Origin of the sequence: Flavobacterium sp. ENC (genome assembly GCF_020991415.1) — a bacterium.
GTDB lineage: Bacteria > Bacteroidota > Bacteroidia > Flavobacteriales > Flavobacteriaceae > Flavobacterium.
This window is the reverse complement of record NZ_JAJMOY010000013.1, coordinates 28,347-40,794: the sequence shown is the minus strand read 5'-3', so window position 1 is coordinate 40,794 and position 12,448 is coordinate 28,347. Positions and strand designations below refer to the sequence as shown.

The window sequence follows — 12,448 nt, the reverse complement described above, 5'->3', positions numbered from 1 at the left end:
TTATTACGAATGGTTTCTGTTTTGAATTCTAAAAAAAAATTATTTTTTCAAAGCTTCATTTACATCTTTGGCTGTCTTTACAGTTCCGTCTTTGGCTGCTTTGGCCGCGGCTTCTACTTTATCTGCTCCTTTTTTGGTAGCATCTTTTACATCTTCAGCTGCTTTTTTAGTAGCATCTTTTGCGTCCTGTACGGCATTTTCTGAAGCTTCTTTAGCTTTAGCGGCTGCATTTTCGGCTTTAACTACAGCGCTGTCTTTTACTTCTTCGATATCATTTGTCAATGTATCTACTTTGTTTCCAAGAGTTAATTCTTCTTCAGGTTTCGTTTCTTTTTTGTCACCGCAAGATTGTGCAGTGAATCCCAATAAAGCAATAAGAGCTAAGCTTAAAATTTGTTTTTTCATGATTAATTAAATTTTTAAAGTTGATAATATATAAAGGTTATAAAGCTGAAAAAATAAAAGTACAAATTTTAAAATTAGGCGCTCTTCGTAATGTTATTTTTCTTTTAACAGCAAGACAATTCCCGTGCCAGAATTTTGTTTTTTCAGAACCTAAACTTAATTTTTTCGAAAATAAATTTAATTATTAAAAAGCAGCTGCATCTATCGTTATTTGATTACTAAAACATTTTCGTTTTTGGCATAATCAGTTAGAGTAATATTGAACAAAATGGTTAATTCTTTGCCTGCCTTCACCACTCCCAGAGCCGCTGTTGGAGGCGTCATTTCAAAATCAGCAAAAGTCATCCGGTTAGAGCCTTGTAAGGTAAGCGCTCCATTATCATTGGTTATTATTCGTATCTGGGTTTTGTAATCTTTGCTAACACCGGCTATAGTATAAGTTCCGATAAGCATCCAGGTGGTTTCATTAAGTTTTTCGGCAGATTTTAAAGCATACCTGATATTTTTATGTGTTTTGGTATCTAAAGACTCATAAGCTACATCATCCATACTTGTTTTACTGCTTTTGATGCTTTCTGCTGATAAAGTAATCGTCAAATTCTTGATATCTGTCAGTTTAGAATCCTTAATCGTTAAAATGGCGCTGCCGGTTCCTTCTGTAGATCGCATTGTCCAATCGTGTATGTTGGATGTTCCTGCGACTTCAAAAGTTGCTTTTGCTACACTATATCTTCTTTGTGCGTGTAGCTGTAATGACAATGTGATTACTATTGCCCATAAAATTGATTTGATCGTTTTCATCTGTCTGTGGTATTTAGTTAATTCAGCTTGTTTTGAGATGATAGAAACAGCTTCTTTGTTGTGTCAAATGTATTGCGATTGAATAGGAAGAGAGCTGATAAAAATCATGGTTGGGATTTTATTAAAGCCTTATAATAATAGGATGGAGAGTTCTTTTTTGAGAAATATTTCTTTCTGAAAAAGATGTCTTAATTGCTAAAGTGCTGGTTGCTATAGCTGTAATTGTTTTGGCGATTTTAGTTTTAAGTAAGAATGGTTATAAAAATCAGGAAAAAATAACAAAAGTGATTAACTTTGCACCATGCAAATCGAGAAAAAAGACATACGAGCCTTATCAAAAGATCAGTTACGGGATTTTTTTGTCGCCAACAACGACAAAGCTTTCCGTGGCAACCAGGTCTATGAATGGTTATGGAGTAAAGGAGCACACAGTTTTGAAGATATGACCAATGTAGCGAAACCTACCAGGGCCATGCTGGAAAATAATTTTGTAATCAACCATATTAAGGTAGATACCATGCAGCGAAGCAGTGACGGAACTGTAAAAAATGCCGTTCGGTTACATGATGGCCTGGTGGTTGAATCTGTTTTGATTCCTACCGAAACCAGAACAACAGCCTGTGTTTCAAGCCAGGTGGGTTGCAGTCTGGATTGTAATTTCTGTGCAACGGCAAGATTAAAAAGAATGCGAAACCTGGAGCCGGGAGAAATCTACGATCAGGTGCTGGCCATAGACAAAGAAAGCCGTTTGTATTACAATCATCCGCTTTCCAATATTGTTTTTATGGGAATGGGCGAACCTTTGATGAATTATAACAACGTAATCAAAGCGATTGATATGATTACCTCACCGGAAGGTCTGGGAATGTCGCCAAAACGTATAATGGTGTCAACTTCCGGAATTCCGAAGATGATTAAAAAAATGGCCGATGACGATGTGAAATTCAAATTGGCAGTGTCCCTGCACTCTGCGATAGATGAGATTCGTGCGCGAATCATGCCTTTCAGTAAAAACTTTCCTTTGGCAGATTTGCGGGAAGCATTGGAATACTGGTACAGAAAAACCAAAACCAAAATCTCTTACGAGTATGTGGTCTGGAAAGGAATTAACGACGATAAGGCCTCAATTGATGCCCTGGTTAAATTTTGTAAATATGTGCCCTGTAAAGTCAATTTAATTGAATACAATCCAATTGATGACGGCGAGTTCCAACAAGCTTCTGAAGAATCTATCATGGCGTACATAAAAGCGCTGGAAAATATCGGAGTCGTTTGTAAAGTACGCAGAAGCCGCGGAAAAGACATTGATGCTGCCTGCGGACAATTGGCTAATAAAGAAGGCTAATATTTTATTGGAATAAAAAATCAAAAAGCATTAAAGACAAGTACAATCTTGTTTTTAATGCTTTTTTTGGGCAAAAAAGGTTTTCTTTTTAAGTAAGAATCCGAATCAGACCGCAGTGTTTTCTGGTATGTTTTTTTAATTAATGGCTAAAAAATTGCGATACTAACCTTAATACATAACGTTTTTTTTTATTTAAAATAGTATATTTGGGATCGAAATGAATATTACTTCTCAAATAAAACAGCCCATCTTTGACGAGATGGAACTTTTCGAAAAAAAGTTCCATGAATCGATGACTTCGAAGGTCGCATTGCTCAACCGAATTACTTATTATATTGTAAACAGGAAAGGGAAACAAATGCGCCCGATGTTTGTTTTTCTAACTTCAAAAATGGTTTCGGGAGGTGTGGTAAACGAAAGAACCTATCGCGGAGCATCCGTAATTGAGTTGATTCATACGGCAACTCTGGTACACGATGATGTTGTGGATGACAGTAACCGCCGCCGTGGATTTTTCTCGATCAATGCGCTCTGGAAAAACAAAATTGCGGTTTTGGTGGGAGATTACCTGCTTTCAAAAGGACTTTTGCTTTCTATCGATAATGGTGATTTTGATTTGCTTCGAATTATCTCTGTCGCAGTCCGCGAAATGAGCGAAGGAGAACTGCTTCAAATCGAAAAAGCAAGAAGACTTGATATTACTGAAGATATTTATTACGAAATCATCCGGAAAAAAACCGCTACACTTATTGCAGCTTGCTGTGCCCTTGGCGCAAAATCGGTAATTGAAGACGATATTCAGGTGGAGAACATGCGCAAGTTTGGAGAACTCATCGGAATGGCTTTTCAAATCAAAGATGACTTATTCGATTATAGCGAAGAAGCCATCGGAAAACCAACCGGTATTGATATTAAAGAGCAAAAAATGACTTTGCCTTTAATTCATGTTTTAAATACCTGTACACCAAAAGAAAAAAAGTGGCTGATCAACTCCATTAAAAACCACAACAAAGACAAAAAACGCGTCAAAGAAGTGATTGCTTTTGTAAAAGATAATAACGGCCTGTCTTACGCCGAAAATAAAATGGTAGAATTCCAGCAGGAAGCACTTTCGTTACTCCAAAATTTTGAAGATTCCGAATACAAGGACGCATTGACTTTGATGGTGAATTATGTTATTGAGCGAAAGAAATAAGACGAAAATTTCATTAAGTCTTAATTTCTTTACTTAAAAATTCCTTACGCTTTCAATTGCAGCTTCATCATGATGTCCGTCTGCTCATCAGTTCCTAATCTGAAAATGTGTTTGTCAAATTCAGCAAAGCCATTTTTCTTGTAGAAACTCAGTGCCCTGTGATTTTCTTCCCAAACACCTAACCATACATAATCTGCATCTTTATGTCTGGCCACCTGAATTGCTTTTTCATATAGTATCTGTCCTACGCTTTGTCCATGGTATTCTTTCGGCACATAAATTCTTTCGATTTCAAGTGCTTTGTTGTCCTTCAATTCGGTTTGGGATTCCCCAAAGTTCAGTTTTAAATATCCGATTACGGTACTGTCCAGCACAGCGAAATAAAATTCGGAGTCGGGGTTTTGGAGTTCATTTGTCAATTTCTCTATTGAAAAATGTTCGTCTAAATATTTTTTCATGTCCTCCTCAGAATTATCTCCTGAAAAAGTCTCAGAGAACGTCTGTTTTCCGATTTTTTGTAATTGGTCAATATCGTTTAGGGTTACTTTTCGGATGTTAATATTTGTCATTTTATGCTGAAGTGTTTCTTTATGAGATTGTAGTTCTAATTTCCATAGTTGCATTACATTCAAAAATACCAAATTAGCAAACGGTTTGCAACTCAAAGACGAACTTTCAGTTAACTTTGGCAGAGAGTTGTAGTATTCGAATAAAATAATTAAATATTTTTTAAATTTTACCAATACCGCTATTGATTTGTATATGAATGTTTTAGAGTTGGTATTTGGAATTTTTACCCATAATCATCCGGGTTGGAATTTAAATATTTTCACCCTCATGCAACCATTTTACAACTTCACTCGTCTATGCTAATAGAAGACTATTACTAAACCAAAAACGAAAAGCTTATAAATGAAAATTATTCATTTACATCAGGAAGAAACCGAAATCATAAAGTTGGCTGTCGAGAATAACCGACAGGCACAGCAGCAGATTTATAGTCGGTTTTCGCCAAAAATGCTCAGTGTCTGCAGACAATATATAAAAGACATTCAACTGGCCGAAGATGTAATGATAACTGCTTTTATGAAAGTGTTTACGAATTTGAACAAATTTGAGTACAAAGGAAGTTTTGAAGGCTGGATCCGCCGAATCATGGTTAACGAATGCATATCGTATTTAAGAGTTCAGAAGAAAGTAAAATTTGCCGAAGATGAGATGTATACAGAAGAAAGTTTTAATGCCATCGACAGCCAGTTTTCTACAGATCAGATTCAGTTTTTAATAGACGCTTTGCCTGATGGTTATAAAATGGTTTTCAATTTATATGCGATCGAAGGGTACAAACACAATGAAATTGCCAAGATGTTAGGAATTAATGAAGGAACATCGAAATCGCAATTATCGCACGCCAGAAAAATGCTGCAAACACAAATTAATATTTTAAAAAAACAAGAAAATGGAACCGAATAATTTTGAAAAGGATTTCCGTGAAAAGCTAAATCAGCGTAAGATTGAACCGAGCGAAAAAGCCTGGGACCGATTAGACGCGATGCTGAGTGTTGCCGAAGAAAAGAAACCAAAAAAGAAAAATAAATGGCTGTATATCGCGGCCAGTATTGCAGGGCTTTTATTGGCAGGGACTTTCTTTTTGAATCAGGAAAAAAAGATGGAGATTCCAAACAATCAAATTGTTATTGAGGAAAACAGTCAAAAAGATTCCGTTGTAAAATCAGGTCTTAAATCGACGGATTCCGGCAAAATTGAAATTGCGGTCTCAGAAAAAGAGCCTCTTCAGAACGCGGAAAATTCAAAAACACCAGAAAAAATTGCAAATCAAAAAGGAATTAATATAGTTAAGAATACAGCAAATCCAATAGCGGAGGTTTCAATCATCAATCAAAAAAATCAACAATCAACATCGGGCAACAATCCAATCACTGTGCCTGAAATACCAAAAAAAGAAACGGCAGAACAGTTGCTAAATACGGCAGAAAAAAGTGTGGTTGCGGAAAATTCGGTGAAGCCCAGATCGAAAATTAAAATCAATGCCAGCGATTTATTAAATCAGGTTGATGGCGAACTGGAACTTTCGTTCAGGGAAAAAGTAATAACCAAAGTCAACAAAAACTATCAAACAGTAAAGGTGGCGCTGGCAAACCGAAATCAACAGGAATAAACAATAAACAATCAACAGTTAAAAAAAATCATCAATCATCAATCAATTTTAAAAAATCATCATGAAAAATTTTACTATTTATCTCGTAATCCTGGTTTTCTTATTTGTTAGTAAGGTATTAGGGCAGGAAACTTTTGAGTCAAGAGCAAAGCAAATTGCAGCTAAAATCGAAAAAGTAACCAAGGAAGAAAAGCAAGCATTAAAAGAAGAAATTGAAGCTGTAAATATTCAGTTATCGGAAGGCAAAATTACGCAGGAACAAGCGGATAAACGCAAAAAAGAACTGGCTGAAGCCCGGGCCGTAATTATTGAGGAAAAAGTTACTCTGGCCCAAAACGAACTTAATGATTTGGTACAGCAAAAAGTAGACGGCAAAATAAAAGAAGGAGATTCAATCAAAAAACATGCTTTGATTATTCATTGGAACGACAAGGACTGGAGCGATAGAAAAAGAGGTAAAGATTCCATTCGCGGCGAAAAAAGAACTACTTCACAGTTTGTCTTCGCATTTGGACTGAACAATACAATGGTCGACGGCAAACTTCAGGATTCCAATTACAGTTTTATAGGTTCGCATTTTTACGAATGGGGTTTTACCTATAATTCAAGATTACTGAAAAACGATAATTTATTGCACGCCAAATACGGACTTTCGGTAATGTACAACAATATCCGTCCAACCGATAACCGCAATTTTGTGGTAAACGGAAACCAGACCAATCTTGAAGTGAATCCGGTAAATATGGATGAATCCCGTTTTAGAAATGTGTATATCGTTTTGCCGCTGCATTTGGAGTTTGATTTTACCAGGCCCAAAGAAAGTAACGGAAAGACTTATTTCAGAACCCATAAAAGCTTCCGTTTCGGGATTGGCGGTTATGCCGGAATCAATGTAAAATCAAAGCAGATTTTAAAATTTGAAGAGGAAGATTTAAAATATAAAACCACGATAAAAGGGGATTATAACGTCAATAATTTTATTTACGGACTGAGTTCTTATATTGGTTATAAAGACATGAGTTTGTACCTAAAATATGATTTGAATCCTTTATTTCAGGATAATTTAGTTAAGGAAAATAATATTTCCTTAGGGTTACGCTTTGATTTGAATTAAGTATGAGTGAGTTTAGTTAGTGAAAAAGTGCTTCGAAAGAGGCACTTTTTTTTATGTGAAATCGTTACATTTCAGGAAAGATTTTGTTTACTTTTACAGGCTCTCAACTTTAAAAATATTTTACGTTTTGATTTCACAAAGTACAATTGATTCTGTTTTTGAAACTGCTCGTGTAGAGGAGGTTATTGGTGATTTTGTCAATTTAAAGCGGGCCGGAAGTAATTTCAAAGGATTGAGTCCCTTCTCGGATGAACGCTCTCCGTCGTTTATGGTGTCGCCTGCAAAAGGCATCTGGAAAGATTTTAGTACTGGAAAAGGAGGGAACTCTGTTAAATTCCTGATGGAGCACTCCCAGTTTACCTATCCGGAAGCCATTCGTTATCTGGCCAGGAAATACAATATTGAGATTGAGGAAACAGAACAAAGCGATGCCGAAAAAGCCATGACCGATGTTCGCGAGAGTATGTATCTGGTTTCGGAATTTGCCAAAGAATATTTTCATAAGACACTTTTAAATTCAGAAGAAGGAAAAGCAATCGGACTCTCGTATTTTAAAGAGAGAGGTTTTACTAATGAAACCATCAAAAAGTTTTCCCTGGGATATTCACCGGAAACCTGGGATGCTTTGACCAAAGAAGCTTTAGGCAAAGGTTACAAGCTCGAATTTCTGGAAAGTACCGGTTTGACAATCGCCAGAGAAGATCGTCCTTTTGACCGTTTTAAAGGCCGTGTAATGTTCCCTATAGAAAGTATGTCCGGACGTGTTTTAGGTTTCGGAGGACGTATTTTAACGAATGATAAAAAAGCGGCAAAATATTTAAACTCGCCGGAAAGTGATATTTACCACAAAAGTAAAGTGCTTTACGGGATTTTTCAGGCCAAACAATCAATAGCGAAGCAGAACAATTGTTATTTGGTGGAAGGCTATACCGATGTAATTCAGTTCCATCAGGCCGGGATCGAGAACGTTGTGGCTTCGTCCGGAACAGCTTTAACGCCCGATCAGATCAGACTGGTGAATCGTCTGACCAGGAATATTACCGTACTTTTTGATGGTGACGCTGCAGGACTTCGTGCTTCTATTCGTGGAATCGATTTGATCCTGGAGGAAGGAATGAACGTAAGGGTTTGTGCTTTTCCTGACGGAGAAGATCCGGACAGTTTTGCACGAAAAAATTCCCATGACGATCTGGTTGCTTATTTAGAAGAAAACAGTAAGGATTTCATACAGTTTAAGGCATCGCTCCTTATGAAAGAAGCCAAAAACGACCCAATCAAAAAAGCCGACCTGATTCGGGATATGGTCGTTAGTATTTCGAAAATTCCGGATCGTATCCAGCGTGAAATTTATACGCAGGAATGTGCCCGAATAATGGATATTTCCGAGCAGGTGTTGGTGAGTACTTTATCTCAGCTGATTCAGAAAGATATTGCAGAAGCCAATAAAAAGCAAAAGCAGGAACAAAAGCCTTTTGAAGTTTTCAGAAACCAAAAGCCAAATAATACAGGATATTCAGGAGGAGATCCGGAAGATCCAAGAAACGGCCCCCCGGAAGATTATCCGGGAGAGCCGGGATATACAGCACCACAGCAAACTGAAAAGGTTGATATATTATACCGCCTGGAGCGAAAAGTAATCGAAATTTTATTGCTTTACGGAGATAAAACGGAAGTATTTGAAGATGTGCTTTTAAAAAGCAATGAAGAAGGGGAGATCGAAATGATTTCTGAAAAAAGGGAGTATAAAGTGCATCAGCGAATTTACCTGAGTCTGCAGGAAGATGAAGTAGAGCTTTCGAATAATTTGTTTCGGGATATTTTTACGGATATCATGGCTTTCTATCATCAAAATGAAAAGTTCAGTCTGGAGCAGTATTTAATGCGTCTGCAGCCAGATTTTGCTCAGGAAGTGACGGATATTTTGATGGAAGATGAAAAAGTGTCGCTACACAATTGGGAAGGGCAAAATATTTTTGCGAAAGACAAACAGGCAGGTATTGCACAATATGTGACCGAAACCATTATGTCTATGCGCTGGTATCTGGTTGATAAAATCATAGAAGAATTAAAAAGCTCTATACAACCTGATAATTCAGATAATACAGAGCTTTTGTCGATGGTCGTTGATTACTCAAAATTAGTTAATGCATTTTCGAAAAAACTAGGAAGAGTAATGTCGCGATACCATTAAATAATTTCTAAAGTCTTAGCTTTGTTTACTAAGTCAACTAAATTAGTAACGTTTAATTTAGTCAATAATCTTAGTTTGTAAGTACTGATCGTTTTTTCGTTCAGATTTAAGATTTTAGAGATTTCATTGTTTTTCTTACCGTCACTTAAGTAACGTAAAACCTCAATTTCACGATTCGAAAGCTTTCTGTAAAGACGTTCGCTCTTGCTTTGTTTAGCAATAAGGGCCATGTTTTTGCGAACAGTTTCGTTGATAATGATTTTTCCTTCATGTACTTTAATAATAGAAAGACCTAATGTTTCAAGTTTTTCTGTTTTGTGTACATACCCGGAAACTCCTGCTTTAATGGCATTTGGAGCATACATTTGTTCAGCCAGGTCGCTGAAAATCACAATTTTTGTCTTTGGGAAATTCTTTAGGATCGATTTAACCTCAAAGATGCTCGAAAGACCTTCTAACTCTAAGTCTAGAATTAGGATGTCAATCTCCTTCGTCTGAAGAATATCTCTAACCATTGAAAAATTGCCGACATTGGCAACAATTGAAATTTGATCGTGGTCTTTAAAATAAGACTTAACGCCAAAGTGCGTAACAGGATGATTGTCTGCTAGACATACTTTAATCATAATTTTACCTTTTTAGAATTGTTCATGTTTTTTGGAACGGTAAAATTAATAAATAAATTCTGTAATTAATTACACACAAATGTTAAAAAGTTTTATTTTAACGTTTTTGGTATTAAACAAACCGGAATTGCATCCATTTTATGCTTGTTGCTGGTGTTTAAACGTTTATAAATTTCAAAGACAGATTTTTCTCTCCCGTTGAAGTCAGCTGGCGTCTTTCCTGACTCCGCGGCTATCATCGCCCATTCAAGTTCATCGTAACTGGCTCCTAATTGATCTTCATCTGTTCTGTTGTCACCAAATAATCCATCTGTAGGTGCTGCAGTTAAAATTGAGTCGGGAATCGCTAAAAATTCTCCCAGAGCATACACATCTGACTTCATTAGGTCGGCAATTGGACTTAAATCGACTCCGCCGTCGCCGTATTTGGTATAAAATCCTACGCCAAAATCTTCTACTTTGTTTCCTGTTCCGGCAACTAAAAGACCATTAATTCCTGCTAAATAATATAAGGAAGTCATTCGTAAACGGGCACGTGTATTGGCTAATGATAAACTTACTTTGGCATCGTCGTCTGTTTTGGGTGCTGAACTCTTAAAAGCTTCAAAAACAGCCGTCAGGTCAGTTTGTGTGCTCGAAACATTCGGAAAGCGTTTTTTTAACTGATCAATATGCTCTCTCCCTCTTGAAACCTGATTTTCTGCCTGGTGAATTGGCATTTCCACACATAAAACCTGTAATCCCGTCTGGGCGCATAAGGTCGAAGTAACCGCCGAATCAACCCCGCCGGAAATTCCGATTACAAATCCGTTTACTTTTGCTTTAGCAGCGTAATCTTTTAGCCACTCTACGATGTGCTTATTTACTTTTTCTGTCTGAATGGTGCTTTTTTTAGTCATAATAGGTCAGGTTTTAAGATACAGGAATGTATATTTGCAGAATTATTTTTTAAGTATGAATAATACTTGAATTCCAGCAACACAAATCTAATTAAAATAAAATGAAAATTTATCGCTTTATAGTGCTTCTGTGCTTGTTTTTTTTGTCTTGTGACCAGAAAAGCAAAGTTGAAAAAGAAGTTGAAGAAATTCCCGTAGATATTAAAGTGGAGCGTTTTGACAAAGTATTTTTTGAAACCAAACCCGAAGATTTGGCGAAAGTAAAAAGACAATATCCGTTCTTCTTTCCTCCCGGAAATGATGATAATGTCTGGCTGAAAAAAATGCAGGATCCGATCTGGAGAGAGGTGTATACAGAAGTTCAGAAAAAATACTCCAATTTTGAACCGGTACGAGAAGAATTCAACAGCTTGTTTCAGCATGTAAAATACTATTTTCCCGAAGTAAAAATTCCTAAGGTAATCACAGTGATTTCTGAAATGGACTATAATGCCAAAGCGATTTATGCAGACAGCCTGGTTATTGTCTCCCTGGAATTGTATCTCGGAAAAGAGCATAAGTTTTATGAGTTTCCCAGTTACCTGAAACAAAATTTTGAAGAAAGACAGATCATGCCCGATGTGGTTTCCAGTTTTGCTTTCAGAAAGACTTCCGCTTCATCCGACAGAACGCTGCTGTCTCAGATGATTTTTGAAGGAAAACAACTGTATGCAAAAGACTTGCTTTTACCGGAATATACAGATGCTGAAAAAATGGGATACACACCGGAACAGATTAAATGGTGTGAAGAAAACGAAAGTTATATGTGGCGTTATTTTATAGAAAATGAATTGCTGTACAGTGATGACCCGAAACTAAATACCCGATTTATAGCGCCCGCACCATTCTCGAAATTCTTTCTTGAAATCGATAATGATTCGCCGGGAAGAGTCGGAGCCTGGATTGGATGGCAGATGGTACGCTCTTACATGAAAAATAATAAAGTTACCCTTTCGGAATTACTGAAAACAAATGCAAAAGAAATTTTTGAAAACTCAAAATATAAACCTAAGAAATAATGTCAGATACAATAAACTCAGAAATTAAATTCAATATAGAATTAGATGAAAACCGTGTTCCGGAAAAATTAACATGGAGTGCTCAGGACGGAGGAGTTCAGGCTGAAGAGGCCAAAGCCATCATGTTGTCAATTTGGGACAGTAAAGCCAAGGAAACCATGCGTATCGACTTGTGGACGAAAGATATGCCGGTAGATGAAATGAAAATTTTCTTTCATCAGACATTAGTGGCCATGTCAGATACTTTCAAGCGTGCTACAGACGATGAAAAGATGTCAGATACCATGAAGGATTTCTGTGATTATTTTGCGGAAAAGCTCGAACTGACGAAATAAATCCTTTCAGGAAATTCCAATAAAGAAATTCCAAATTCCAAATTTGGAAAATCAATAAAAAATTCCAAATTCCAAGCCTTCGACTTCGCTCAGGGTGACAGAAAGTTTCGAAAAATAAGAAATCCCAAATTCCAAGCCTTCGACTTCGCTCAGGGTGACAGAAAGTTTCAAAAATAAGAAATCCCAAATTCCAAGCCTTCGACTTCGCTCAGGGTGACAGAAAGTTTCAAAAATAAGAAATTCCAAATTCCAAGCCTTCGACTTCGCTCAGGGTGACAGAAAGTTTCAAAAAAATAAGAA

The 12,448-nt window shown here is 36.7% G+C and carries 13 protein-coding genes; 8 read left to right on the top strand and 5 right to left on the bottom strand.

Annotated elements, in window-relative coordinates; translation table 11 throughout:
* Nucleotides 1–39: 39 nt before the first annotated feature.
* On the bottom strand, nucleotides 40–405 hold the full coding sequence (locus LPB89_RS20900) for a hypothetical protein (protein WP_230703560.1): 366 nt from the start codon (nucleotides 403–405) through the stop codon (nucleotides 40–42).
* A gap of 207 nt (nucleotides 406–612) precedes the next feature.
* A complete protein-coding gene (locus tag LPB89_RS20895; protein ID WP_230703559.1) occupies nucleotides 613–1,206 on the bottom strand; it encodes a YceI family protein in 594 nt (197 codons plus the stop codon).
* Nucleotides 1,207–1,507: 301 nt separating this feature from the next.
* On the opposite strand from LPB89_RS20895, the gene rlmN reads away from it, so the two are divergent.
* Nucleotides 1,508–2,551 (top strand): 23S rRNA (adenine(2503)-C(2))-methyltransferase RlmN, encoded by a 1,044-nt coding sequence (rlmN, locus tag LPB89_RS20890; RefSeq protein ID WP_230703558.1) that lies wholly within the window; start codon nucleotides 1,508–1,510, stop codon nucleotides 2,549–2,551.
* Nucleotides 2,552–2,768: 217 nt separating this feature from the next.
* Complete coding sequence (locus tag LPB89_RS20885) at nucleotides 2,769–3,746, top strand: polyprenyl synthetase family protein (RefSeq protein WP_230703557.1); 978 nt, start codon at nucleotides 2,769–2,771, stop codon at nucleotides 3,744–3,746.
* Nucleotides 3,747–3,790: 44 nt separating this feature from the next.
* On the opposite strand, the gene LPB89_RS20880 is transcribed toward LPB89_RS20885, so the two are convergent.
* Nucleotides 3,791–4,315, bottom strand: a complete 525-nt coding sequence (locus LPB89_RS20880; protein WP_230703556.1) for a GNAT family N-acetyltransferase — start codon at nucleotides 4,313–4,315, stop codon at nucleotides 3,791–3,793.
* 343 nt (nucleotides 4,316–4,658) lie between these two features.
* Here LPB89_RS20880 and LPB89_RS20875 point away from each other — a divergent pair, with 343 nt between their 5' ends.
* From LPB89_RS20875 to dnaG, 4 genes are all read left to right on the top strand, one after another.
* Complete coding sequence (locus LPB89_RS20875; RefSeq protein ID WP_230703555.1) at nucleotides 4,659–5,219, top strand: RNA polymerase sigma factor; 561 nt, start codon at nucleotides 4,659–4,661, stop codon at nucleotides 5,217–5,219.
* Nucleotides 5,206–5,925: a hypothetical protein gene (locus LPB89_RS20870; protein ID WP_230703554.1), complete on the top strand. Its 720-nt coding sequence runs from the start codon at nucleotides 5,206–5,208 to the stop codon at nucleotides 5,923–5,925. The genes LPB89_RS20875 and LPB89_RS20870 overlap by 14 nt, the downstream gene beginning before the upstream one ends.
* Nucleotides 5,926–5,986: 61 nt before the next feature.
* On the top strand, nucleotides 5,987–7,039 hold the full coding sequence (locus LPB89_RS20865) for a hypothetical protein (RefSeq protein ID WP_230703553.1): 1,053 nt from the start codon (nucleotides 5,987–5,989) through the stop codon (nucleotides 7,037–7,039).
* Nucleotides 7,040–7,166: 127 nt separating this feature from the next.
* Nucleotides 7,167–9,230 (top strand): DNA primase, encoded by a 2,064-nt coding sequence (dnaG, locus tag LPB89_RS20860; RefSeq protein ID WP_230703552.1) that lies wholly within the window; start codon nucleotides 7,167–7,169, stop codon nucleotides 9,228–9,230.
* On the opposite strand, the gene LPB89_RS20855 is transcribed toward dnaG, so the two are convergent.
* Nucleotides 9,227–9,856 (bottom strand): response regulator transcription factor, encoded by a 630-nt coding sequence (locus LPB89_RS20855; protein ID WP_026730588.1) that lies wholly within the window; start codon nucleotides 9,854–9,856, stop codon nucleotides 9,227–9,229. The two genes, dnaG and LPB89_RS20855, sit on opposite strands and share 4 nt — an antisense overlap.
* Nucleotides 9,857–9,948: 92 nt before the next feature.
* Nucleotides 9,949–10,755 (bottom strand): NAD(+) synthase, encoded by an 807-nt coding sequence (gene nadE / locus LPB89_RS20850; protein ID WP_230703551.1) that lies wholly within the window; start codon nucleotides 10,753–10,755, stop codon nucleotides 9,949–9,951.
* A gap of 101 nt (nucleotides 10,756–10,856) precedes the next feature.
* Here nadE and gldB point away from each other — a divergent pair, with 101 nt between their 5' ends.
* Together gldB and gldC are read left to right on the top strand one after the other, a co-directional pair.
* Nucleotides 10,857–11,813 (top strand): gliding motility lipoprotein GldB, encoded by a 957-nt coding sequence (gene gldB / locus LPB89_RS20845; protein WP_230703550.1) that lies wholly within the window; start codon nucleotides 10,857–10,859, stop codon nucleotides 11,811–11,813.
* Nucleotides 11,813–12,148, top strand: coding sequence for a gliding motility protein GldC (gene gldC, locus LPB89_RS20840; protein WP_026985662.1), 336 nt, complete (start codon nucleotides 11,813–11,815; stop codon nucleotides 12,146–12,148). The genes gldB and gldC overlap by 1 nt, the downstream gene beginning before the upstream one ends.
* Nucleotides 12,149–12,448: the final 300 nt, after the last annotated feature.